Source organism: Streptomyces viridiviolaceus (assembly GCF_014650995.1).
In the GTDB taxonomy this organism is placed as follows: Bacteria; Actinomycetota; Actinomycetes; order Streptomycetales; family Streptomycetaceae; genus Streptomyces; species Streptomyces viridiviolaceus.
On sequence record NZ_BMWA01000001.1, the window covers coordinates 134,243 to 158,729 of the forward strand.

At 72.8% G+C, this 24,487-nt stretch carries 19 protein-coding genes and 1 pseudogene; 5 read left to right on the plus strand and 15 right to left on the minus strand.

Annotated features, from left to right (window positions below; translation table 11 throughout):
* The first annotated feature begins 35 nt into the window (after positions 1-35).
* On the plus strand, positions 36-1,265 hold the full coding sequence (locus IE260_RS00575; protein ID WP_189868400.1) for a serine hydrolase domain-containing protein: 1,230 nt from the start codon (positions 36-38) through the stop codon (positions 1,263-1,265).
* On the opposite strand, the gene ribA is transcribed toward IE260_RS00575, so the two are convergent.
* Positions 1,255-1,917 (minus strand): GTP cyclohydrolase II, encoded by a 663-nt coding sequence (ribA, locus tag IE260_RS00580; RefSeq protein WP_189868401.1) that lies wholly within the window; start codon positions 1,915-1,917, stop codon positions 1,255-1,257. The two genes, IE260_RS00575 and ribA, sit on opposite strands and share 11 nt — an antisense overlap.
* 41 nt (positions 1,918-1,958) lie before the next feature.
* On the opposite strand from ribA, the gene IE260_RS00585 reads away from it, so the two are divergent.
* Positions 1,959-2,735: a creatininase family protein gene (locus IE260_RS00585; RefSeq protein WP_189868402.1), complete on the plus strand. Its 777-nt coding sequence runs from the start codon at positions 1,959-1,961 to the stop codon at positions 2,733-2,735.
* 59 nt (positions 2,736-2,794) lie between these two features.
* Here the strand turns inward: IE260_RS00585 and IE260_RS41380 are convergent.
* From IE260_RS41380 to IE260_RS00605, 5 genes and pseudogenes are all read right to left on the minus strand, one after another.
* Positions 2,795-3,763: pseudogene (locus IE260_RS41380) on the minus strand (lysylphosphatidylglycerol synthase transmembrane domain-containing protein); the annotation flags it as partial.
* Complete coding sequence (locus IE260_RS00590) at positions 3,736-4,734, minus strand: class I SAM-dependent methyltransferase (RefSeq protein WP_373303300.1); 999 nt, start codon at positions 4,732-4,734, stop codon at positions 3,736-3,738. The gene IE260_RS00590 and the pseudogene IE260_RS41380, both read right to left, overlap by 28 nt.
* Positions 4,735-5,033: 299 nt before the next feature.
* The gene (locus tag IE260_RS00595; protein ID WP_373303297.1) at positions 5,034-6,257 is read right to left on the minus strand and encodes a glycosyltransferase family 4 protein; all 1,224 of its coding nucleotides are present in this window, start codon (positions 6,255-6,257) and stop codon (positions 5,034-5,036) included.
* Positions 6,254-6,652 carry a 6-pyruvoyl trahydropterin synthase family protein gene (locus tag IE260_RS00600; protein ID WP_189868405.1) on the minus strand — a complete coding sequence of 133 codons (399 nt, stop codon included), beginning with the start codon at positions 6,650-6,652 and terminating at the stop codon, positions 6,254-6,256. The genes IE260_RS00595 and IE260_RS00600 overlap by 4 nt, the downstream gene beginning before the upstream one ends.
* Before the next feature lie 107 nt (positions 6,653-6,759).
* Entirely contained in the window at positions 6,760-7,746 is a 987-nt protein-coding gene (locus tag IE260_RS00605; RefSeq protein WP_189868406.1) for a zinc-dependent alcohol dehydrogenase, read from the minus strand.
* 110 nt (positions 7,747-7,856) lie between these two features.
* Here IE260_RS00605 and IE260_RS00610 point away from each other — a divergent pair, with 110 nt between their 5' ends.
* Positions 7,857-8,618: a CDP-alcohol phosphatidyltransferase family protein gene (locus tag IE260_RS00610; RefSeq protein WP_189868407.1), complete on the plus strand. Its 762-nt coding sequence runs from the start codon at positions 7,857-7,859 to the stop codon at positions 8,616-8,618.
* Between the two features lie 178 nt (positions 8,619-8,796).
* Here IE260_RS00610 and IE260_RS00615 read toward each other — a convergent pair whose 3' ends face one another.
* A complete protein-coding gene (locus IE260_RS00615) occupies positions 8,797-11,031 on the minus strand; it encodes a penicillin acylase family protein (RefSeq protein WP_229880268.1) in 2,235 nt (744 codons plus the stop codon).
* Between the two features lie 471 nt (positions 11,032-11,502).
* Here IE260_RS00615 and IE260_RS00620 point away from each other — a divergent pair, with 471 nt between their 5' ends.
* Positions 11,503-11,802 (plus strand): hypothetical protein, encoded by a 300-nt coding sequence (locus IE260_RS00620; protein WP_189868408.1) that lies wholly within the window; start codon positions 11,503-11,505, stop codon positions 11,800-11,802.
* A gap of 42 nt (positions 11,803-11,844) precedes the next feature.
* Positions 11,845-12,138, plus strand: coding sequence for a hypothetical protein (locus IE260_RS00625; RefSeq protein WP_189868409.1), 294 nt, complete (start codon positions 11,845-11,847; stop codon positions 12,136-12,138).
* 326 nt (positions 12,139-12,464) lie between these two features.
* Here IE260_RS00625 and IE260_RS00630 read toward each other — a convergent pair whose 3' ends face one another.
* The 8 genes from IE260_RS00630 to IE260_RS00665 form a co-directional block, all read right to left on the minus strand.
* Positions 12,465-13,697 carry an MDR family MFS transporter gene (locus tag IE260_RS00630; protein ID WP_189868410.1) on the minus strand — a complete coding sequence of 411 codons (1,233 nt, stop codon included), beginning with the start codon at positions 13,695-13,697 and terminating at the stop codon, positions 12,465-12,467.
* Complete coding sequence (locus tag IE260_RS00635) at positions 13,694-15,481, minus strand: ABC transporter permease subunit (protein WP_189868411.1); 1,788 nt, start codon at positions 15,479-15,481, stop codon at positions 13,694-13,696. Before IE260_RS00635 ends, IE260_RS00630 begins: the two co-directional genes overlap by 4 nt.
* A gap of 3 nt (positions 15,482-15,484) precedes the next feature.
* On the minus strand, positions 15,485-16,990 hold the full coding sequence (locus tag IE260_RS00640) for an ABC transporter substrate-binding protein (RefSeq protein ID WP_189868412.1): 1,506 nt from the start codon (positions 16,988-16,990) through the stop codon (positions 15,485-15,487).
* Between the two features lie 104 nt (positions 16,991-17,094).
* The gene (locus IE260_RS00645) at positions 17,095-17,565 is read right to left on the minus strand and encodes a GNAT family N-acetyltransferase (RefSeq protein ID WP_373303301.1); all 471 of its coding nucleotides are present in this window, start codon (positions 17,563-17,565) and stop codon (positions 17,095-17,097) included.
* A 149-nt stretch (positions 17,566-17,714) separates the two neighbouring features.
* A complete protein-coding gene (locus IE260_RS00650; RefSeq protein ID WP_189868414.1) occupies positions 17,715-18,254 on the minus strand; it encodes a hypothetical protein in 540 nt (179 codons plus the stop codon).
* A gap of 130 nt (positions 18,255-18,384) precedes the next feature.
* Positions 18,385-19,470 (minus strand): DEAD/DEAH box helicase, encoded by a 1,086-nt coding sequence (locus IE260_RS00655; protein ID WP_189868415.1) that lies wholly within the window; start codon positions 19,468-19,470, stop codon positions 18,385-18,387.
* Entirely contained in the window at positions 19,467-21,329 is a 1,863-nt protein-coding gene (drmB, locus tag IE260_RS00660; RefSeq protein ID WP_189868416.1) for an MrfA Zn-binding domain-containing protein, read from the minus strand. The genes IE260_RS00655 and drmB overlap by 4 nt, the downstream gene beginning before the upstream one ends.
* The gene (locus IE260_RS00665) at positions 21,326-24,463 is read right to left on the minus strand and encodes a helicase-related protein (protein ID WP_189868417.1); all 3,138 of its coding nucleotides are present in this window, start codon (positions 24,461-24,463) and stop codon (positions 21,326-21,328) included. Before IE260_RS00665 ends, drmB begins: the two co-directional genes overlap by 4 nt.
* Positions 24,464-24,487: the final 24 nt, after the last annotated feature.

The window sequence follows — 24,487 nt, forward strand, 5'->3', positions numbered from 1 at the left end:
GCACCTCGGCGAGTGACGAGTCACGGAGGACGGCGATGGCACGGCTGCGGCAGGAGATCGACCCGGACGAGGCCGGACTGGACGGGAAGGCACTGGACCGGCTCGACCGGCACTGTGCCCGCGAGGTGGACGAGGGCCGTCTCCCGGGCTTCCTGGTGGCCGTCGCCCGCGGCGGGCGCGTCGCCCACCTCACCACGTACGGCCTGCGGGACGTCGCCGCCCGGCTGCCCGTCGAGGCCGACACACTGTGGCGGATCTACTCCATGACCAAGCCGGTCACGTCCGTGGCCGCGCTGATGCTGGTGGAGGAGGGACGGCTCTCGCTCGACGACCCGGTCGCCCGGCACCTCCCCGCCTTCGCCGAACCGCGGGTCTACGTCGACGGTTCCCCGCCCGACGTCACGACCCGCCCGGCCGCCGGCCCGGTCCTCGTCCGGCATCTCATGACCCACACCGCCGGCCTGACATTCGGCTTCTACCACTCCCACCCCGTCGACGCCCTCTACCGCGCCGCCGGCCTGGAGTCGTCGGTGCGCCCGGGCGCGGACCTGGCCGAGACGGTCGACCTGTACGCGAGCCTGCCGCTGCAGTTCGAGCCCGGCACGCAGTGGAACTACTCGGTGGCCAGCAATGTGCTGGGGCGGCTGGTGGAGGTGGTGAGCGGGCAGTCGCTGGACGTGTTCCTCGCCGAGCGGGTCTTCCGCCCGCTCGGCATGGCGGACGCCGGCTTCCACGTCACCGGCGAGCAGGCCGGACGGCTGGCCGAGCTGTACGGCGAGAAGGACGGCGGCGGCATCGAGCCGATCGCCGGGCTGCCCCTGCGGGGCCGGCCGAGGTTCCTGTCCGGCAGCGGCGGGCTGGTGGCCTCCGCGCACGACCTCCACCGCTTCATGGAGATGCTGCGGCGCCGCGGCGAACTCGACGGCGTCCGCCTGCTCGCCCCCGGCACGGTGGACCTGATGACCCGCAACCACCTGCCCGGCGGCGCCGACCTGCGCGCCTTCGGCAGCCGGCCGGCCCACGACAGGCCCGGCAACGACGGCGTCGGCTTCGGCCTCGGCGTCTCCGTCGTGATCGACCCGGCCCGCACCCAGGCGCCCTCCGGCCTCGGCACGTACGGCTGGAGCGGCGTGGCCACCACCACCTTCTGGGTCGACCCGGGACGCGACCTGACCGTGCAGTTCATGACGCAGGTGCGGCCGAAGTCCGAGCACACGGTCTACCGGGACCTGAAGCGGCTCGTGCACGAGGCCGTCACGGGCTGACGGCCGTCGCCGCGTCCAAGTGGGGCAGATGGTGGTCCATGCGCTCCCGCTTGGTGCGCAGATAGGTGATGTTGCTCTCGCACGGCGGTATCAGCAGCGGCACCTGCTCGGCGACCTGGATGCCGTGCCGCACCAACGCCTCGCGTTTACTGGGGTTGTTGGACATCAGCCGCACCGAACTCACCCCCAGGTCGCCGAGGATGCGGGCCGCCACACCGTAGTCGCGTGCGTCGACCGGCAGACCGAGCGCGAGATTCGCCTCCACCGTGTCCAGGCCCTCCGCCTGCAACGCCATCGCCCGCAGCTTGGCCAGCAGGCCGATGCCGCGTCCTTCGTGCCCCCGCAGGTACACGACGACGCCGCTGCCCTCGGCGACGACGGCCCGCAACGCGGAGGCGAGTTGATCGCCGCACTCGCAGTGCCGGGAGCCGAAGGCGTCCCCGGTCAGGCATTCCGAGTGCAGGCGGGTGAGCACGCCCTCCGTGCCGAGGTCTCCGTGGACGAGCGCCACTTGCTCGTCGCCGCGCTCGTGGTCGAAGTAACCTATGGCGCGGAATTCCCCGTACACGGTGGGCAGCGGCGCCACCACGACACGTTCCACGTCCGTGCGCTGCTGTGCTTTCTTACCGAGTACGCCAATTTTTTCTGTCATCATTCTCGAGTTCCTCAACAGAGACGAAAGGCCGTGCGGGAATGGATGGTTCACTGATACCGGCGGACACCACGGAGGACGTGAGGAAGCGGGGGGCCGGTGCCGCGCGGCAGGTGGCGGTGCTTCCCGTGGGGAGTTACGAGCAGCACGGCCCGTACCTGCCGCTGGCGACCGACACGCTCGTCGCCTGCGCCGTCGCACGGGAGATCGCCGCCGCGCACCCGGTGCACCTCCTCCCTCCGGTGACCATCGCCTGCTCGCACGAGCACGCGGCCTGGCCGGGGACCGTGAGCATCTCCTCGGTGACCCTGCACGCCGTGATACGGGACATCGCGGACTCGCTGCGCCGTTCGGGCGTGGACGCCCTGGTCCTGGTCAACGGGCACGGCGGAAACTACGTACTGGGCAACGTCGTTCAGGAGTCCTCCGCGCGCGGCGAGCGGATGGCGCTGTTCCCGGCCGCGGAGGACTGGGAGACGGCGCGCGAGCGGGCGGGGGTGGTCACGTCGCTGCTCACCGACATGCACGCGGGGGAAATCGAGACCTCCATCCTTCTGCACGCGCACCCGGAATGGGTCCGGCCCGGTCATGAAACTGCCGATTTCATCGCCGACGACCGGCGTCATCTGCTCTCCCTCGGTATGTCCGCCTATACCGATTCCGGTGTCGTCGGACGTCCTTCGCTGGGTTCGGCGGAAAAGGGGAAGAAACTCCTGGCGAGCCTCGCGGATTCCTTCGGCGCGTATTTCTCCCTGCTGACGGAAGTCGCCCGGCCGGCCGGCACGGGCGGCATCGCGCCGGGAGGCGTGCGCGGATAGTGCCCGCCGGGCGTGCCCCCGCGGCGGGCGACGAGGACGAGGAGGCCCGGCAGGCTCGCCGTGAAGCTGAGCACCCCGTACACCACCGCCACGCCCAGTCCGTTGCCGGCGCCCAGTCCGGCGGCGCCGAACGCCCAGGCGGTGACGCCTTCGCGGGGACCCCAGCCACCGACGTTCAGCGGCAGTCCCATCGCGAGCAGCGCGAGGACGGCGAGGGGCATCAGCACCGCCACGGACGCGGCGCTTCCGGCGACCCTGGCGGCGAGCACGAACATCGCCAGGTGCCCGGCCAGGACGACGACGGAGGACACCACGACGCCCGGCCAGTTCCGCCGGGACAGCAGCCCTTCCCGCGCCTCGCCGAGCACGGCCCGCAGGGCCCGGCCGCGGCGCGAGGGCACCCGGTCCGCACGCAGCGCGAGGGCGATCGCGAACGCGGCCGGCACGGCGAGTGCGAGCAGCGGGGCGAGGTCCCGGGCCTCGGTCAGCACCGGGGAGGGCATCGTCAGCAGGACCACCACCCCGACACCCGTCAGGACGGCCTGCCCGGCGGCCCGTTCGAGCACGACCGCCCGCACGCCCCGGCCGACGTCGCCGGCGCTGTGTCCGTGCCGTACCGCGCGGTGGACGTCGCCGAGGACGCCGCCGGGCAGGGCCGCGTTCAGGAACAGCGCGCGGTAGTAGTCGGCCACGGCCGGTCCGAGCGGCAGCCGGATGCGCAGCCCCCGGGCCACCAGCGCCCAGCGCCAGGCGCTGAACACCGTGGTGACCAGCCCGATGCCGAGCGCCGCGAGCAGGGCCGGCGCGTCGATCCTGCGCAGCCCGTCCAGGAAGGCGCCGGTGCCCAGGCGCCACAGCAGCACGGCGAGGACGGCGACTCCGGCGGCGGTGCCGAGGTGGGAGCGCAGGGCACGGGGCACGCGCGGGGGGCGGGGGCGGCGGGGTGAGGCGTCCCGGCGTACGGCCGCCGGCGCGAGGCCCGCCCGGACCGTCGGTGCGCTCACGAGGCTCCGCCCGTCGGCCGGCACAGCGCCAGCAGGTCGCTGTGGTGGACCAGGACGCGCAACTTCCCGGCGACGCAGGCCGCCAGACGCTCCGCCAGGTACCGGTCGGCACGCTCGCGCAGCTCCGGACGCTGTTCGACCGCCGCGCCGACCCAGCCGCGCAGCCACTGGGCGGTCAGCGCGGCCTCGCCGGGCCCGAGCCGCCAGGGGCTCGGATGGGCCCGTACCGTCGCGCCGTGCTCGGCGAACGCCTCGGCCACCACCGTGACGGCATCGGGTCCCAGCAGTCCGGAGCGCCGCTGGTGGTCGTTGAACGCCTCCGTGATCTCGGTGTCCAGGGGGTGGGAGGGGGCGAGTTCGACGCGTCCTGCGACGGAGAGGGTGAGCAGCGCGGGACAGCCGGCCCCCGCGCAGGCGGCGGCGAGAGCAGCGGCCTCCTCGGGGGTGAGGACGTCGAGCAGCGCGGACGCCGTCACCAGCGAGGCGCCGACGAGCGCGTCCGGGGTGAGGCGGGCGATGTCTCCGCGCCGCGTCTCGACCGTGACCCGGCTGCCGTCGGCGGCGGAACGCGGGGAGGCGACGGCGGCGAAGTGGAGGAGGTAGGGGTCCCGGTCGTGCAGGATCCAGTGCTGGGGGCCGTCGAGCAGCGGGGCGAGCCAGCGGCCCATGGAGCCGGTGCCGCACCCCAGGTCGTGCACGACCAGCCCGTCCGCCCGGCCGGGCAGGTTGGCGAGCCGGATCCGCAACGGGTCGAGCAGGTCGTGCGCCCGCGCGGCGGCATCGGCCCCCTCCCGCAACTGCAGCCACTCGGGCGCGTAGCGCGGCGTCTCCGCCACTTCCCCGGTCTCTCCGGACTCGCGGGTGTCCCGCAGGCGCAGGGTGCTCCGCTCGCCGGGGCAAGGGGCAGGTCGTCCGGCGGGCCGGTCGGTGGGCTGTCCGGCGGGCCGGTCGCCGTGTGGGGCGGCGGGCCGGTCCGAGGTCCGGTCGTCGGGCAGGTCAGTGGCCGCACGGCGGCCGGTGGGGTCGTCGCCGGAAGCGGAGTGGCTGCGCCGGTCGGTGAGTGGGCCGGCGGGCTCCCCGGCGAACCGGTCCGACGTCCGGTCGGTGGGCGGCTCGGTGAACCGGTCGCCGTGTGGGGCGGCGGGCCGGTCCGTGGCCGTGGGCGTACGGCGGCCGGTGGGGCCCGCGCCGGGAATCACGCCGTTCGTGAGCTCGTCGCCGGAGGTGGAGTCGGGAGCGTTTTCCGGGCCCGGCTGGGACGGGATCATCCCCCCGGCGGATGCCGTCGTCTTCCTCATGCCGCCCTCCGCGGTTCGTCCGGCAGCCGGCGCAGTACCGCGGCCAGGCTCCGTGCCGTCGTCGCCCAGCCGTTCAGGGCGGCGCGTCGGCCGCGTGCGGCGGCCTTCAGCCGGCGCCGCACGTCCGCCTCGCCGAACCAGCCGCGCAACTCGGCGGCGAGCGCGGCGGGATCCTCGGGCGGGACGAGGATGCCGGGCACGCCGCCGTCGGGGGCGCGTCCCAGTGCTTCCGGAAGGCCGCCGACGTCCGTGGCCAGCACCGGGACGCCGCGCGCGAGGGCCTCGGTGACCGCCATGCCGTACGTCTCGGCGTACGAGGTGAGGACCATCAGGTCGGCGGCGGCGTAACTGGCGTCGAGCTCCGCGCCGGCCCGCGGCCCCGCGAGCTCCAGCCGGTCCGTGAGGCCGTACCGCCGGATCAGCGCCCGCAGCCGCTCGACGTACTCCGGGTCCTGGCCGAGCCCGCCGACGCACACGCAGCTCCACGGCAGGTCGGTCACCGCCGCCAGCGCCTCCACCAGCCGGTGCTGTCCCTTGCGGGGGGTGACGGCGGCGACGCACAGCAGCCGGGACACGCCGTCGGTGCCGGGAGCGAGGGGCGCGATGTCGGCGCCGGGGACGGCGACATGGACCCGGTCGGGGGCGAGGCCGTGATGGGAGACGAGGCGGCGGACCGCCCAGTCGCTGGTGGCGACGACGGCCGGGACCGCCCGCAGCACCGTGCGCTCCCTGGCGTCCAGGTCGGCGGCGACGGCGGGGTCGAGGCCGGTCTCGTCACCGAGCGGGAGGTGGACCAGGACGGCCATGCGCAGCCGTTCCGCCTCCGGCACGACGATCTCCGGTACGCCGCAGGCGACCAGCCCGTCCAGGAGGACGACGGCGCCGTCGGGCAGCCGGCGCAGCGCACGGGCGAGTTCCGTACGGGAACCCTGCCCCGGCCGGGGCCAGGAGCCGTCCACGGCGATCCCCCGCACCCGCCAGCCGAAGCCGGGCAGGTCCAGGCTCACCCGCCGGTCGTAGGCGTTGCCGCCGCTGGGCGCGGCAGGGTCGTCGACCCCGCCCGGCATGACGAAGTGCACGGAGCGCAGGGACATCGGGATGATCTCGCCGTGCCTCGGGACGGGCGTCTGCGCCGGCACGTGGGCGAGCCGGGCCCGCCCGGGTACCCTGCCGGTCGCGCCTGCGGTCCTGCCGGTCACGTCGATCGTGGTGTCGGTCACAGCGCACGCTCGTAACTCGCCCACGCGACATGCGACTCGTGCAGGGTGACCGTGAGCCCGGCCAGGCCCTTGGCGCCCTCGCCCAGCGCGCCCTTGTGGACGCGCTCGGCGAGCCGGTCGGCGATGACCTTGGCCAGGAACTCCGTCGAGGTGTTGACCCCGGCGAAGTCGGGTTCGTTGTCGAGGTTGCGGTAGTTCAGCTCGCCGACCACGGCACCCAGTTCCCGGGTGGCCAGTCCGATGTCGACGACGATGTTGTCCTCGTCCAGCTGCTCGCGCCGGAACGTGGCGTCCACCAGGAACGTCGCTCCGTGCAGGCGCTGCGCGGGCCCGAAGACGTCGCCGCGGAAGCTGTGGGCGATCATGATGTGATCGCGGACGGTGATGCTGAACAACGGACGACCCTCCAGGTGTGGCACGTCTGATCCCCCGCCGTCGGCTGCGCGGGATGCCGTCTAGTACGGCTCCGTTCCTTCCCTTGTTCAGCCCTGCCCTCTCCTCGTCAGGCGAAGTCGTCGCCGTACCGGATCCGGTGGCACAGGGCGGGGATCCCCCCGGAGGCGAGCCCCGGCATGACGTCCGGCAGTTCCGCGAAGGCGGACTCGCCGGTGACGAGCGCGTCGAGGGCGGGGTCGGCGAGCAGGTCGAGGGCGAGGGCGAGCCGGTCGGCGTAGCCGCGGGTCGCCGCGCGGGCCGGCGAGACGGTGCCGACCTGGCTGCTGCGGACGGTCAGGCGCCGTGAGTGGAAGGCCTCGCCCAGCGGGAGGGCGACGCGCCGGTCCCCGTACCAGCTCAGTTCGACGACGGTGCCCTCGGGCCGCAGCAGTTCGAGGGACCGGGCGAGTCCCTGCTCGGTGGCGCTGGCGTGGACGACGAGGTCCAAGTCGCCGACGGCGTCGGCGGGTGACGCGAAACCGACGCCGAGGGCCTCGGCGACGCGGGCCCGGTCCGGGTCGGCGTCCACCAACTGGACGCGGACGCCCGGGAAGCGGGCCAGCAGGGCGGCCACCGAGCAGCCGACCATGCCGCCGCCGACCACGGCGATGCGGTCGCCGACCAGGGGGGCCGCGTCCCACAGGGCGTTGACGGCCGTCTCCACGGTGCCGGCGAGCACGGCGCGACCGGCGGGCACGGAGGCCGGCACCGGTGTGACGGCGGCGGCCGGGACGACGTACCGGGTCTGGTGGGGGTAGAGGCAGAAGACGGTACGGCCGACGAGGGCGTCCGGCCCTTCCTCCACCACGCCGACGTTGAGGTAGCCGTACTTCACCGGCCCCGGGAAGTCGCCCTCCTGGAACGGCGCGCGCATCGCCGCGTACTGGTTCTCGGGCACCCGGCCGCCGAAGACGAGCGTCTCCGTGCCGCGGCTGACGCCGGTGAAGAGCGTGCGCACCAGCACCTCGTCCGCGCCGGGGTCGGGCAGGGCGACCTCGCGGATGCCGCCTCGTCCGGGCGAGTCGAGCCAGAACGCATGTGCGGCGCGTGTCATCCGGGTCCTCCTGAACGATCGGGAAGCTGTTCACGTACCGAGGTGTGCACAGGCCGCGCCCTTGGCAGCGGCGTCGATGGACTCTGTCACACACGGCCGGAGGATGTTCGGTGGCCCTGGACAACACTTACGACGCGAGGCTCGTACAGCAGGAGACCGCCGTGGGGGCGGGCGCGCAGGTCCTGCTGCTGACGCTGCTGGGCACGGCGGTCGGCATGGGCACGGCGGGCTGGCTGACCGGGCTCGCGTTCGCGTTCGCCACCTGGGCGGTGCTCTCGCGGGCCGTCCATCGCTCCCGGCCACCGTCGTTCGGTCCGGCCAACCGGGTCACCCTGGGCCGGGCCACCCTGGTCGGCGGGGTCACCGCGCTGGTCGCCGATTCGTTCCGCAGCTCACCGCCCGTCTCGCTCCTCGTCGGACTGACCGCGGTCGCCCTGATCCTGGACGGCGTCGACGGCAAGGTCGCCCGCCGCACCGGCACGTGCTCCCCGCTGGGCGCGCGGTTCGACATGGAGGTCGACGCGTTCCTCATCCTGGTGCTCAGCGTGTACGTCGCGATGGACCTGGGTCCGTGGGTGCTGCTGATCGGCGGCATGCGGTATGTGTTCGTCGCCGCGGCCCGCGTGTGGCCGTGGCTGACGGCCCCGCTTCCGCCGAGCACGGCCCGCAAGACGGTGGCCGCGCTCCAGGGGGTGTTGCTGCTGCTGGCGGGCGCGGATCTGCTGCCGCACACGGTCAACGCCGGGGTGGTGCTGCTGGCGCTCGGGCTGCTGGCGTGGTCGTTCGGGCGGGACGTGGTGTGGCTGTGGCGGAGGTCGCGGGTGCCGGCGGCGGTCCCGGTCGGCGAGTCGCGGGAACTGGTCGCCGGTTGACGGGCGGGCTCGCCGGGCCCGGTCCGGTGACGCCGCACGCTGAACGCCATCGCCGACGGCTCACTGCCGTCGTACGACATCTCCGGGTACGACGTCTCCGGGTACGACGGCCTGCCCTTCGCCGAGCAGGGCACATGCGGTCCGGGCTTCTGACCGCCGGCGCACCCACGATCCGGCCTCACCTGCCTGGACGGTACCTCCGCTCGATGTGACCCTCGAGGTCGTCCTCATAGAAGTAGACCGGCCGCAGGTCCCCCTTGGCATAGCGTTCGGCCTGGTCGTCGAAGTGCGGGGAATCGGGGTGTCCGCTGGCGCCGCCCGCCGTCACCGCCCAGGCACGCAGTCGCGGCCCGAACTCCACCACCGCGACGAAGCTGTTGCCGCTGGTGCCGTAGTAGCGCTTCGTTCCCGGGTACGCCCTCGCTCCGAACGAGGCGAGGGAGCCCCAGCGCGACGAGGGGAAGGGCACCGGGATGCTCGGCTCGGCGTCGCTGAACCGCTGGACGATCGCTCCGTCGTTGCGCTGGTAGCGGTTGATGTCGCCCCACGGCACCTTCCAGCTGCCGAAGTCCCGTGCCAGTCGGCGTGTCGCGGTCTCGAGCGCGTCGAGTCGCTGCGCGTCACTGGCGCGGTCGGCCATGTAGTCCCACACCGACATTCCCGCGGCCGCCGCCGCCTGGGACGTGAGCGCCCACAGGTCCTCACCCCAGAACACGGCCACCGAGGTCGCGGTCGACTCCGCGGCCCACCGGTGGTCCCAGTCACGCAGCAGACCGACAGGGCCGGCCAGCGCCGCCTTCCGTCCGTCGCCCCCGGGCAGTCGGTTCCACGCTGCGACGAGCCCGGGGACCAGCCGCGCGAAGGCCGTCAGGTACGGATCGAACGCGGCCTCGATCAATGTCTGCGGGGTGAAGTCGTCGCGTGCGGACAGCACCCGCTCCGCCTGTGGCCCGCGCGGGTTCTCGCCGACCCGGTCGAAGTACCGCGGGTAGTCGGCCGCCTGGGGACTGTCCGCGCCGGCGGCGGTCCACGGCCAGTTGTTCACGTTGAAGACCCAGCCGTTCTTCGGGTTCACGACGTGCGGCATGCTGTCCAGGCTGTGCAGCCCCTGCCAGTCGGTCGCCGGATCACTGCCGTCGACGGGCCTGCGGTAGTCGAAGCGATCGTCTCTGACCGGCATGAACTGCGGCATGAGGAAGGCGATCTCACCCTTCGAGTCCGCGAAGAGCGTGTTGTTCGAGCTGTTCGCCTTCAGGCCCGCCACCCGGAGATAGTCCGCGTAGCTCCCCGTCGTGGTGCGCAGGAAGCTCTGCTTCAGCGCCTCGACCGGCTTGTTCATCAGCGCACACGCGATCCACTTACCGTCCGCCTCGCGCACGATGGGGCCGTGATGGGTGGCGAACGTGGTGAAGCTGCGTTCGTCCAGTCCGCCGTCCTCGGTACGGAAGGACAACGTGATCGTCGTCGTCGTGACGGGGCGCAGTCCGTCGCCGTAGCGGTAGTAGCGGGTTCCGTCGGCCCCGGTCACGATCGTCTCGGCGAACTCGTCGATGTTGTCGACGCCGGCCGTGGTGTGCATCCACCCCGTGTGCGCGTTGAAGCCCTGGTAGATGAAGAACTGGCCCCAGGTGGCGGCACCGTAGACGTTGAGCCCCTCGCGGCTCGTCACGTGCTGTTCCGAGCGGAAGAAGAAGCTGGTGTGCGGGTTGATCAGGAGCAACGCGTGGCCGTCACGCGTGTGGCTCGGCGCGATCGCGAAACCGTTCGACCCGGTGGGTTCGCGCAGCACCAGCCCGCGTTCCTCGTCGGTCATCGGCACGTTCCGCTGGTCGTAGAAGGCTTCGAGCTGGGTGAGCAGCACCGACTCGATGTCGCCGCCGATGCTGCCCTCCGAGAAGCTCAGCGGCATCCACGGCTCGAACCGGTCGAGCACGCGCGGACGCACCTCGGGGTGTGTCGCGAGGTAGTAGTTGAGCCCGTCCGCCCAGGCCTGCATCAAGGTGCGCAGCCACGCGGGAGACTTCGCGTGGTCCGTCTTCAGCGCCTCCGGGTCGAGGAACAGCCGCTGGCGCAGGTCCTGCCAGATGGCGCTCTCCCCCTCGGCCTCGGCGAGGCGGCCAAGGGCGACGAGGTAGTTCCGCTCGATCCGGTTGAAGTCGTCCTCCGCCTGCGCGTACATCATTCCGAACACCGCGTCGGCATCGGTCTCGCCCACGATGTGCGGAATGCCCCAGTGGTCCCGGGTGATCGTCACGCGGGCGGCGTGTCTGCGCCAGCGGGCCTTCTCGGGCAGCGTCTGCTCCGGTGCCGCGAACGCGACCGCGGACGGCGCTCCCGCCGCGGTCGCGGCCAGTCCGGCTGCCGTGCCCAGCACCCGCCGCCGGCTCAGTCCCGCCTTGCGTACCTGACCCACGAGCTGCCCCACCTTCCATCCGGAGATCAACGGATCGTGCAGTTCACACGCTCGGGAGGAGGGCGGGCCACGCTCGGGGACCACTACGCCTTCGGCCGTCGGCGCGCACACGCGTCACATCACCGCGGCGCCGCCCCTCCACTGCGGACAGTCGCACCGGTGGACCGCAGCCCGCCCACCGCAACGGCAGCAACCACACGGGAAGCAACCGCCACAGCAGGTGACACAGATCTCCGGTGATCACTCACATCGGCAGTCTTATCCGCCACACGGCCCACTGACAAGACCTCGATCGACGGTGAACGGAACGCCGTCCCGCATCGCCCGGGGTTCAACTCCCGCACGTTTCCCGGTCGTTGCGGGGCGGCGACCGGCGGCGAACGCGGACACCTGTGGGGTGTCGTCCGCGGGGGTCCGGGGTGAGTGTTTCCCATGCGGCGCGCGAGGCTCCCCGGTGGCAGGATCGGTGTTATGAACACCGAGACGGACTGGGCGTACCGGGTGTTCGAGCCGCACGGCTCCGAGGGCTGGCGCCCGTACGGCAGGGACCCCGAGCGGTGGCAGGGCGCGATCACCGCCCCCGACTCGCCCGAGGGCGCCAAGTACGCCATCAGCCGCATCATCGGCGATCTGATGACCGAGTGGGAGGGGATCGGTCTCCATCACGCGATGCACGTGCGGGTCTTCCTCTGGCACGACGAGGCAGGTGACATGAACGAGGCGGACTTCATCGTGGAGGTCCGGCCCCGGTCGGACATCGACGCGGCATGATCTCCGGCGCGTAGGGCTCCTCACGGTGACAGCATTGGTGCCATGGGCACCGAGAGGGCGTGGGCGTACCGGGTCGAGGAGCCGCACGGCTCCGCCGGCTGGCGCCCCCTCGGCGGCCGCTCCCCTCGCTGGCGGGGAAGGATCACCACCGACACCCCCAGGCAGGGCCCCGAGTACGTCGCCGCGCTCGTCCTCACCGACCTGGTGACCGAGTGGAGGGTGAACGGCATCTGCGAGCAGCACGTGCGGGTGATCGTGTGGGCGGGAGAAGAAGGCACCGGCCCCGAGGACAGCGTCTTCACGGTGGAGATCCAGCCCCACGTCGGCACAGAGTGACCGATGGTGACCGGATCCGCGTCGAGCAGGGTTACCGGCGACGATCCGACCTCGGCAGGGCCGTGCAGGCTGCCGCTCCCGGGTCGGCACACACCGGGACGCCTCGGCGGGGCCGTGGCAGGCTGCCGCTCCGGGTCGGCACCCGCCGGGACGCCTCGGCGGGGCCGCGGCAGGCTACCGCTCCGGGTTCGGGACGACGGTGCGGCAGTCGGCCACCACCGTGACGCCGGTGCGCAGGTCGGCACCGGCCGCGACACCGACAAGCCGGTCGGGACGCGCCGAAACCCTGGTATGGACACTGGAACCCTGGTACGGGAACTCATTCCTCAGTGACGACGCGGCAGCAGCCCGACCGCGGCCAGCGGCACGGCCGCCAGGACGAGCCACGGCACGGCGGGCGGCAGGCCGCTGTCCAGCAGGGACCCGGTCACCGAGCTGCCGAGCAGCACGATGAGCCCGGAGACGGAGGACAGCGCCCCCGTGTACAGGCCCAGCCGACCGTTCTCGGCGAGGTCGGGGACCCAGGCGCGGGCGACGGGCGCGACGAGCATCTGGCCGAGGGTGAGCAGGACGACGAACCCGGCGGCGGGCACCAGCCCGGCACCCCCCGTCCACCCGGCGGGCCGGGCGAGCGCGACGAGGCCGAACCCGGCCCCGATCAGCACCAGCCCGGCCACCATCGACCGGCGTGGCGCAAGCCGCTCCCCCGCCCACCGGGTGACGGGCAACTGCGCCGTCACCACCAGCAGCGAGGACAGCGCGAACAGCCAGGCCAGCGGCGCCTGCGACCCGGCGGCCCGCTCCACCTCGGCGGGCAGGGCGAGGTAGAGCTGGTTGTAGGCGAGCAGGTAGGCGCCGTACGCACAGCACAGCGCGAGGAACCGGCGGTTGCGCAGCAGCATCCGTGCCCCGCCCTTGACGCGGGTGCGGGGCCGCCCGGGGATGTGCTGGGGCAGCAGCCACGCGTGCCCGGCGAGGACGAGCACGAAGACCCCGGCCCCCGCCAGACACGCGGTACGGAAGTCCACCGCCAGCAGCAGCGCGCCCAGCAACGGCCCGACGAACGCCCCGGCCTGTCCGGCGACGGTGAACAACGCCAGGACCCGCGTCCGGGGCCCACCGCCGGCCTCCTCCCGGGCCACGGCCTGCCGGGCGACCTCCGACTCGACGGCCGGCGAGAACAGCGCGGCGGCGAACCCGATGAGCAGCACGGCACCGATCACCGCCCAGGTCCGCTCGGCGTACCCGAGCCACACGAAACCGGCGATGCGCAGCACGCATCCGGCGAGCACCACGGGCCGGACGCCGTACCGGTCGGCCAGCGCCCCGCCGACCACGAACAGTCCCTGCTGGCTGAAGGTGCGCAGCCCGAGCACGAACCCGACCAGCCAGCCGGCCATGCCCATGCCCTGCCCGAGGTGTTCGGACAGGAAGGGCAGGACGGCGAAGAACCCGATGTTGAAGGCGAGCTGGGTGAGGACGAGCAGCCGCAGCAGCGGGGAGAGCGACCTGCGCCCGGCCCCCTTGACGAGGCGCCCGGGCGAGGGCGGCGCGGTCATCGGGAGGCCACCGGCTCCCGCTCCTCGGCGGGCTCCTCCTGCACGACGGCCGGGACACGCACACGCCGGCGGGGCCGGCGCAGCCCGCCCGCCGCGGTGACGGCCAGCGCGCCGAGCAGGGCGAGGACGGCGGCGGGGGCGAGGACGGCCCAGGGGGCCCGTTCGGCGTAGGGCTGGTTCTCGGCGAGCAGCAGGCCCCACTCGGGGAACGGCGGCTGGGCGCCCAGGCCCAGGAAGCCGAGCGAGGCGAGCGCGAGGGCGACGCCGGGCAGGCGCAGCAGGGCGTGCCGGACGACCGGCGGCAGCACGGCGGGCAGCAGTTCCCGGCGGAGCAGGTACCAACGGCCCGCTCCCAGCCCGCGGGTGGCCGTCACGTGGAGGGTGGCGCGTTCCTGCCGCAGCAGCGCCGAGGTGTGCGCGGCGAGCGGCGCCCAGGCGACGGCGGCCACCGCGACCGCGGGGGTGACCGCGCCGCTGCCCGCGACGGCGGTGACGAGGAGGGCGGCGAGTACGGGCGGCACGGCGTTGACGGTGTCGACGAGCGGCCCGGACACCCGGGGTACGAGACCCAGCAGCACACCCGTGAGGAGCGCGGCGGCGCTGATGCCGAGGGCGAGCAGCAGGGTGTCGAGGGCGCCGTGGGCGACGCGGGCGAGCAGGTCGCGGCCGAGGGCGTCGGTGCCGAAGGGATGGTCGAGGGAGGGCGCGTGGAGCCGGTCGCCGGTGTGCACGGCGAGCGGGTCGCGGGGCAGCCCGAGCGCGACGACGGCGAGCAGGACGGCGCCGAGGAGGAGGGGCTGGAGGCCGCGGGCGGGCGGGGTGGGCCGGTGCAGCGAGGACAGGGCGCCGTCGCGCTGGACCGGTCCGGTCAGGAGGCGGGCGGCGAGGCGGGTGGCGCCGGTCGCCAGGGCGGCGAGCAGGACGAGAGCGAGGGTGCCGGTCTGGAGGACGGGCAGGTCCTGGGCGAGGGCGGCCTGGAGGGTGGTGCGGCCGAGGCCGGGGATGTCGAAGATCTGCTCGACGGCGACGGCCCCGCCGGTGAGGCCGACGACGAACAGCCCGAGGTTGGGCAGCAGGGCGGGCACGCAGCGCCGCAGCGCCTGGCGGGCGATGCGGCGCCCGGTCAGTCCTCGGGCGGCGGCGGCCAGCGCCCAGGGTTCACCGAAGGCGCCGGGCAGCAGGTCGTCGAGCAGCCGCCCGAGCACGGCCCCGGCGGGCAGCCCGAGGGCGAGTGCGGGCAGCACCGTCCACTGGGGCCCGTACCAGCCGAGCGCGGGCAGCCAGCCGAGCTGGACGCCGACGACGGTGGCGAGCACGGAGGCGACGAGGAACTCGGGCAGCGCGGCGACGACGGCGGAGCCGGTGCCGCCGCGCCTGGCCGGGTCGAGACGCCGCCGCGCGCCGAGCCGGAGCGTGCGGGCACACACGAGCCCGGCGGTGACGGCGGCGACGACGAGCGCCACGGCCATCAGCAGCAGGGAGGCCCCCAGCGCCTGGAGGACGTCGGGCATGACGTCGGAGCCGGAGATCCACGACTGCCCGGCGTCACCGCGGACGAGCCCGCCCACCCACCGCGTGAGCAGGTGCAGCGGCCCGTCGTCGAGACCGAGTTGCTCACGGATGTCGGCGAGCACGTCGGGCGACGGATCCCGCTCCGCCGACCGGGCCTTGAGGACGGTCGACGCGGGGTCGGTCCGGGTCAGCCAGGGCAACAGGCCGATCCCGCACACCAGCCCGGCCGCGAGGACGACCCGCCACACGACGGTGGCCGCCTGCTGCCGCATGGATCAGCGCCGCGTGCCGGTGCCGACGAGGGTGCGCTCGTACGGGTCGAGGATCACGCCCTTCACCGAGGTGCCGACGCCGGTGATGATGCGCTGGTGCACCAGCGGCACGACCGCGTCACTGCCGAGGACGCGGGCCTCGGCGGCCATGGCGGCGTCCTGCCGCTCGTCGCCGTCGGCGATCCCGGCGGCCCGGGCGACGGCGCGGTCGACGTCCTTGTCGCAGAGCTGGGCGATGTTGTAGCCGCCGTCGCAGGTGTAGTCACTGGCAAGGATGGCGACGGGGTCGCCGGTGTCGAGAAGGGTGTTGCGGGCGAGCACGAACGCGTCGAACTTGCCCTCCAGCGCGTCGCTCTCCAGCCGCGAGTACTCGCGGACGGTGAGCTTCACCGTGAACCCGGCCTTCTCCAGCTGCTGCTCGACGACCTGGGCCACCTCGGGCAGCTCGGGCCGGTTGTCGTAGGTGGCGAGGGTGATGGTCTCACCGTCGGGCTTGCCGGCCGCCGCGCGCCCGACGGGCTCGGTCCGCTTGTCCTCGGCCCAGGTGACGGCGGGCCCGTAGATGCCGGCGCCGGGGTCGGCGTACCCCTCGTAGACGTCCTTGGCCAGGACGGAGGTGTCGACGGCGGCACGGGCGGCGGCCCGCAGCCCGGCGTCCTCGAACGTCCCCTGGGAGGCGTTGAGCAGCAGGCTGGTGGTCCGGGTGGTGGCGGTGTCCCGCCGCGTCTCCTTATCCAGCGTCGCCGCCTGGGCGACGGGAACGGCCTCGGTGATGTCGAACTCGCCGGTCCGCAGGGCGTTGGCGCGGGCCGTGCCGTCGGCGATGAAGCGGGCGTCGACGCCGGAGGCCTGGGCGCGTCCGCCCCAGTACTCGTCGAACCGGTCGAGGGTGGCGGACGTGTCCCCGTTCACCTTGGTGATCTCGAAGGGCCCGGTGGCGGTGCCGACGGGATCGACCTTGCCGCTCTTCCCGTACGCCTTGGCCGACAGTACGGCGAGGCTGGGGCTGGACAGCCGCAGGGGAAGCACCGGGTCGGGCTCGGCGGTGGTGACGCGCAGGGTCCGGTCGCCGTCGGCCTCGGCGGTGAGGCTCACGCCGGAGAGGGCGGCGGGCGCGGGCTCGGCCTTGGTGGCGTGGGTGAGGGAGTCGGCCACGGCGGCCGGGGTGACGTCGGTGCCGTCCTGGAAGGTGGCGTCGCGCAGGGTGAACTCCCACGCCTTGTCTCCGTCCCTGCGCCAGGACTCGGCGAGCGCGGGAGCGGCGGAGCCGTTGGCGTCGAGCACGGTGAGGCCCTCGGTGACGCCGAGCCGGCTGAGCAGGGTGGCGTCGGCGCCGTAGGGCGACAGGTTCTCGGCGGGCGGGAAGGCGAGCCCGACGCGGAGGCGGGAGCCGTCACCGTCCTCGGCGCCGGACCCGGAGTCGCCGCCACCACCCGAGGCGAAGCAGCTGGATATCAGCGGCAGGAGCAGGAGCGGGGCGAGCAGCCGGGAGCGGCGGTGGGAACGCATGGTCCTCGGTTCGGTTCAGGTCGGGGCGGGTCGCAGGCGTGCGTGACGCCGTGGCGTGCAGCTTGGAAATCAGACCCTACATGAAAACCATTTCCATGATCCGCTCACCTCATCGGCACATCGAAGTGCACGATCCCCTCCCCGCCCCCGGCTTCCTCGCGCTCGTCGTGCACGACCTTGGCGAGCGACCGCCAGAACGGCTCGGCACCGGTGACAGCCGGGTCGGTGTGCAGGTAGACGGCGCGATATCCGCCGTCCGCGGCGGCGAACGCGAGCAACTCGTCGACGAGCCGCCGGGCCAGCCCACGCCGACGATGCCCGGGCCGGACGTACACGCGCCGCAGCTGCGCGGTCACCCCGGACGGGTAGCGCTCGGCGACGTGCCGGGGGTTCGGCGGATGAGCCGGCCCCCGGGAGTCGAGCGCACCGGTGCCGACGACCTCACCGGCTTTATCGACGGCCACGAGCAGGGTGTGCCGCTCCGGCACCAGGTACGCACCGGCCGGGTCGATGATGTCGCCGTGCCAGCGGGGCACGTACCCGGTGCCGAAGTCGCGGTAGACGGTGTCGAGCATCACGGCTCGGGCGCCGTCGAGGTCCTCCTGGGTGGCGGTCCTGATGTTGTAGTCGCGATGATGCACTTGCGCATCATATGCATTAAGCCTCCGAAGCTGATCAACGAGGGTGGGAGATGCCCGCCACGGCGGAAGAGGCGAATCCCCCGTTACTCGATGCCCGTCGCGTCGAGGAGCCGCACCAGGTCCTTGCGTCCGTAGCCGAGCAAGCGGGCACGGTCAGCGGCCATGAGCCACAGGTGCGCGAGGATCTCCGCCGCGTAGCCGTTCTTGCCGACGTCGAACCATTCCTGGGGCTTGTCGATACCCAGGCTGTTCATCACCACCCCGTACCGACGGCGCACTTCCGAGACCGTCCCGGCGACCGCGTCCAGAAGCGTCTTCCCCGGGCGTTCGCACTCCAGGGCGAAGCATCCCCGGTCGACCGGTACACACCCCTCCGGTGGGTCCGTCCGCAGCCCGGCGTACCGCTCGTCCCCGAACCCGACGTGGCCGAACGCGTCGTGCACGAGCGAGAACCGGTGGAAGCCGGGCGGTACCGGAGGCGGTGGTGGCGTGTACTCCCATCCGGCGTCCTCATACAGCAGCCGCTTGACCTCTTCCGCGTCGACGTGCGTCACCGCGAAGCCCGTGCTCTCGTTCCGACCGGTCGTCGTACCGTCTGGATTGCGGTGGAAACTCAGACCCATGTGCCCTCCCGTGGTCCGCGACGAGGAGGAACCAGGCGTCCTCGTCGCTGGATCAAACGGGCCGCGAAGCGATCACGTGCCCACGCCGAGGACGATCACCCGATCGCGTGACAGTGCGAGCCTGCACAGCTCACCCTCGCTGCAAGTCCCTGCTGCCCACCTGTGCCAGAAGGGGTGGTTCCGTCTCCCCTTCGTAGCCGAGGTGAAGTTCATGACGGGCTCTGGTGGCGAGGACGTAGTAGCTCATGCGCACAGCGGCGGAGGACGGGTCGGTCGAGGCGTCGTGGTGCGTGTCGGGAATGACGACTGTGTCGAAGTCGAGGCCCTTGGCGCTGGCGCGGTGGACGATCACGATGCCAGGGCGGGCCAAGTCGAGGTTGCGGTACTGGCCACCCTTGGCTTCGGACGTGTACAGCTGCGACTTGAGGCGCGGTGCCCGGCGCTGGAGGCTGCCCAGCACGGAGAACTGGGTGTGTTTGGAGCCCGCGATCACGCCGATGCGCTTACGGGGATGTGCCTCTGCCAGCAGGATCAGCAGGTCGGCGGCGCCCCGCTCGTGGAACCGGTGCAGACGCGGCACCGGCCCTTGTCGTTCAGGCAGGTCAGGTATGCCGGCGCCGGTGTGGAAATGGGCGGCGAAGGCCGCGATCTGCTGGGTGTTGCGATGGTTGCCGTCGACTTCGTGGCGTGTACACCTGCCCAGGTTGCGGGCGACTTCCGCGAGCGTCGAGTTGGTGTCCGTGAGCCGCTGACACTCGTCCGCGAAGACGGTCGTACGGGCCTGGAGCATGCGGCAGAGCAGGTAGAACTCGGGAGGCAGGTCCTGTCCCTCGTCGACGACCAGGGTCAATCCGGGCGCCGGGCCGGTTTCGGCGGCCCGGTCGAAGAGGGCGTTCCAGTCGTACCAGCCGTCGCCGTCGCCGCCCGGCCTGTTTCCGTACCACTCGGCGAGCCACCCGTGGGCGGTGGTGACGCGGACCGAGCGGTCGGAAGGCCCGAGTACGTGGACGACCCCGGCGAGCGCCTGTCGCAGCAGATTCGATCGGGTCAACAGGACCACCGGGGTGCCGGTGAGGGCGAGCATCACGGCCCGCTGGGCGGCCAGGATGCTCTTGCCGCTTCCGGGCGGGCCGCTGACCAGGTGGTTGCCCTCGAACGGCAGACCGTCGAGGGCGGCCCGCTGGGACGGCGTGAGGTCCAGGTAGGTGACGGTCACTGCTGCTCCAGGGCGGTGGCCGCGGCGGAACGCGCCGCGTTGACGATCGACTCCAGGTAGCCGGTCACGTGCTCGCCACCGACGACGAGGGCCCGGTCCAAGAGGGTGTTGCCGGTCTCGCAACTTGTCTCGGGCAGCAGGGCGCAGGCGTGGCAAGCCGCACGGTTGAGGTTGCCGAAGCCCTGGCCGGTGTGCTCGGCGCACAGCGGGTCGGCGGAACACCAGGCGGCGGCCTCCGTCATCCGCAACAACGTCTCGGCCAGCCGCGGGGGTTCGCCCTGGCGCACGAGTCCGCCGAGCGTGCCCTCCGCGTCACCGGCGGCCGTGTAGACGAGGATGCCGTACTGGTCCTGCTCGGGACGGGCGTAGATCCGCTCGCGCAGGCTCGCCGTGGTGTATCCGGACTCGAAGGAGAGCTGGCGGATCAGCAGATGCGCGAGCGTGTGCAGGAGCACGAATCGAGGGGTGAGTTCCGGGCCGGTCAGGGCCTCCAGGCGGTCCCGCTGAAAGGACCGGTCAAGGTCGGTCCGCATTCCGGTGACGCGCTGCCGCACCTCCCGGTCGGCCTCCCAAGCCGTCAGCTCGGCCCGGTCCAGAGTCAGGAAGACGCCCTCGCCGAAGACCTCCACGGCCGGCAGCCACTTGAGACGGCGGGCGGTGTCGGCCGGTACGACGGTGGCGTCCGGGGAGACCCGGCTGAAACCGGACAGGGCGCGCACCTCACGCAGTCGGTCGGCGAGGACTATCCTGCCGAACCGGCGGCCGAGGGCGGCCCACGGCTCGGCGGTCTCCCCGGCCACGCCGAGGGTGGTCTCGCGCAGCGCGAAGTCCCGGGTGGCGGGCGGGGTCGGGGCGTTGAAGGCGGCCCACTCCTCGCGGCTGAGGTCGGGGCGGGCGGGGCCGGCGTGCGCAACGGCCAGCACCGGGTCCGTGGATGGCGGACCCTGCCCCGTCTCCTCGGCGATCAGCGCGTCCAGAAGAGCGTCGTCGGCGCCGGTGTCCTCCTGGATCATCGTCCGGAAGACGGTGGCGCGTGGCGTGGCGGACACCCTGCACAGCGACACCCACAGGTCGTGTTCCCTCACCTTCGCCGCAAGTTCCTCGTCGGCATGGGCTGCCGGTACGTCGGTCTCGGGGATGTCGAGCGCCGAGTGGACGATCGGGTAGTACAGGTTGCCGGCCGTGCGTTGCACGATCTGCACCGGCCGGGGGCACTCCACCCGCTCGTTCGCCCGCTGCCAGGGGTTGCGCCCAGAGCAGCGCATGCCGTGCGTGCCGAGAATGTCGAGCAGGTCCCGGGACGCGCCGCAGCCCTTGGCCGTGCAGGCCACGGACAGCGCCTCGAGGCCTGAGGCCCGCTCGGAGACGAGGAAGCGCAGCCTGTCGCGCTCCTCGCACCGCCGTCGTTCACCGCCGTCGCGCCGCGAGTGGGCCCAGAACCACCAGTCGACGTCACTGAGGTGCCCGGCCTGGCAGATCTGCACGAACCGCATGGGCGCCAGCGTCCGGGCCGGCGAGCAGGACGGACAACGCGGCGGCTGCCCGGGCTTCTCGTCGGCGATCCGCCAGCGCTTCATCCGACGGCAGGAGCCGCAGAACAGCCAGGACGGGAAGCGGATGTACGGCGCACCGGGGGCGTCGGGGATGTCGAATCGGTCGTTGGCGGTCGCGGGGGCGGCGTAGAAACCGGAGACTCCGAGCCGGAGGGCGAGACGGGCGGACTCGATCCTCTGCCTGCCCCTGGCCGGCCAGTCTCCGATGCCGGTGGCGACGAAGGACTCGCCCTGGATGTCGAAGACGGCACCGACGCCGAACGGCACCACCGTCTGCGACTGGCGTACCCGCAGTGTGCGGCTCACAGGTCGGCTCCCTTCACCGTCACCTGGCATTCCCGGTCCACGTTGCGCATGGAGTTCGGTGTCTCCCACAGGCCGTAGTTCTGCTCGAAGCTCTTGATCAGGTTGGACTGGCCCTTGCCCTGGCTGCGGTAGTACAACTCGCGGCCGTCCTTGCGGGCCTCGCGCGCCGCGTCCTCCCAGTCGGCGATCAGGCCCGCGAGCTCCTTGCGGACCGCGTCGCCGACGGCCGGGTCGGCGGCCTCTGCGCGCACGGCCAACGTCTCGGCGAGTGACTCCGCTTCGGGAAGGCGATCGAGGATGTTCCCGGCCTGGTTCTCGGCGGCAAGACCGAGCCGGTGCCGTACGAGGACGACGAGGGCGGCGTGCAGGGCGCGCCGCCGGCTAGGCACGGACCACGGCGTGACGCTGGTCGGTTCGACGTGCCGGTAGAGGGAGCGGTGGTACACGTCGAAGGTCTCGTAGTGGGAACGGTCCCTGGGGCGGGTGGCGTTGAAGAACGTCACGACGAGTCCGGGGACCGTGTGCCGGCCGACCCGGCTGGTGGCCTGGATGTACTCGGCGGTCGTCTTGGGCTGGCCTTGCATCAGCATCAGCGCGAGCCGCTTGACGTCGACACCGACGGACAGCATGTTCGTGCAGGGCAGGAAGGACACCGACTGCGGGTCGTCCCAGCTCTTCTCCAGCCGGTCCAGCAGGACGGGCTGCTCGGCGCGGGGAAGGTTGCTGGTGAGTTCCTGCACCTGGTGGTCCGTCAGTTTCCTGGTGCCGTTGCCCGCGTCCAGGCCGGCGAGCTGGGCGGGGATGTCGTCGGCCGCGGCGGTGACCGTACGGCCCAGCTCGCGCAGGCTGTGGTGGTAGGCGACGAGGGTCCAGTAGGCGTCCCGATGCTTCTCGGGCAGCTCCCAGGCCCCTTGGAGCAGGGCAGCGGCGGTGGCCACGGCGGCACGGCCGGCCGTGTGGCCCTGGGCCATGACGCCCAGGTAGCGCCGGCCGGGCCGGGAGGTGTCGGGTTCCGCGAAGTACGAGTGGCGTGCGTCGAGCCCGGCGGGCGGGAACAGCTGGACTCCACCGCCGTACAGGGCGCGGACCTGCTCCCCGGAGCGGCGGATGGTCGCCGTGGACGCGACCACCTTGGGGCCGGTGCCGTCGGGGCCGGTGCACAGCCCGAGGACGGCGGACTCGTACAGTCCGACAGTGGTGCCGAGCGGGCCGGTGAGCAGGTGCAGCTCGTCCTGGATGACGAGCGACGGCGGCAGATTCCCGGTGCCGTCGGCGCCGCCCGCCCCGAAAAGCCGTCCCGCGCGGGGTTCCCAGGCGAGCCGAGCGAACTTGTCGACGGTCCCGAGGACGAACGTCGGCGGTCGGTCGTAGAGGTGCTCGTCCACGACGGCGACGGGTAGTTCGTCGTGGAAGACACACTCCTCCCTCGGACAGAAGAAGCTGAAGGAGTCGGCCGCGGCGCGCACGCCGTAGTCGCCGATGTCGGGCGACTTGTGGGCGGGCAGGATGCGGGTGCCGCACCACGGGCACCGGTCGAGGATGAAGACGTCGTCGGGCTGGGCGGCCTGGCGTGCGTTCTCGTAAGCCGTGCGGGCCTTGTCGTAGGTGTTCGGGGTGGTGGTCTCGCCGACCCACAGGCCGATGGAGAACGGCTCCGCTCCGTACACCGCCGGATTCGCGCGTCGCAGTGTCTCCAGTGCGCAGACGGTGGTGGCGGCCCGCTGGAACTGCTGGGTGGTAAGCAGGCTGAGGGTGTACCGGCTGAGCACGGCCGTGCCCCCGCCGCCCGGCTCCTCACGCCGCAGCACCATCGCGAAGGCGGCCAGCAGCAGATACGCCTCGGTCTTGCCACCGCCGGTCGGGAACCAGATCAGGTCCGTTACGGCCCGGTCCGCGTGGCGCGAGTCGGCCATGCCGTCGACGGAGAGCAGGAAGAACGCCAGCTGGAAGGGGCGCCAGGTGGCGTCCGGGTACGGCTCCGGGGCAGGGGGTACGGCTTCCCGGCGGGGGCGTCGTGCGCCGGCGAGGTCGGGTGCTGAGTGGCGCATCTGCAGGGCAATGGCACGGTTGGCGGTGCGGAAGGCGTGCAGCAGCTCGGGCCGGCGCGGGTCACAGAGAGTGCGGACGCCGGCCTCGATCCGCGCGACGGCGGTGCCGATGCGGTCGAGGATGCGTTCGGCGGCTTCGCGCCCCCACTCGGGAACATCCTCGTTCAGCTGCCCGACGTACCACGCCCGGTAGTCGGCGGCGAACTCGGCCAGTTCCTCCTGCAGCTGCTCGACCGGTACGTCCGGGTCGGCGAGGTGGAGGAGGTTGAGCACCGGTGACCCGCTGAGCCCCGCGGCCCGTACGCCGGTGACCTCGGCCTCGGGCATGACGGCCGCGCTCAGCTCGGTCACCTGTCCCCCGGCGTCGTCGTACCCTTCCGCGACCGCGCATCCGTGGCCCACGGCGTGCGTGCGGACGTGCCGGTACTGGAGACGGAGTTCCTGCTCCTCCGGGTCGCGGCTGGCCAGGCGGACGCTCGGGTACTGGAGCACCCTGCCGTCCACGGGCCGGGCCCGCAGCTCCACTTGGAACAGCATCCGGTTCCAGTGGGCGGCCTTGCCCAGTCCGGGCTCGTGCCGAGCGGCGTTGACCAAGGCGACGGTGACGAGCCGGCCGGTGCCGAAGCCACGGAGTCGCACCCGGAGTTCAGCGCGCCCGTCCAGGACTGACACCTGATCCTGGCCCGGAGCGAGCCGGTGCGTTTCGGGCGGCAGGGGGATGCGCTGCCAGCACCGGCCGCGCTCGCTCGTGCCGGCGCGGGTTTCGTAGCGGGCGGCGGAGCAGTCGATTTCCACGGTGTCCGCATCGGTGTAGAAGCTGAAACCGAGGGAGGAGGGGAGCCAGGAGTTGGACTCGGGAACGGGGTCGGAGGCAGGCGCGGTGTCCTCCGCCCGGACCTCCGTACCGGCCCCCTCCAGTTCCTCGGCGGCCGCGTCCAACTGGCGCTGGAGATCGGCCTCCTGCGGGTAGAGGGTGCCCATGAGGTACTGGCGGTCGGGCGGGGCGTCGAGCGTCTCGTGTTCGCCTTCGGCCGGGCCGACGAGTTGCCTTCGAAGGTAGGAGACGAGTTCCTGTCGGGGATCCATGGTGTTCCTGGTGGTCGGGGCTGT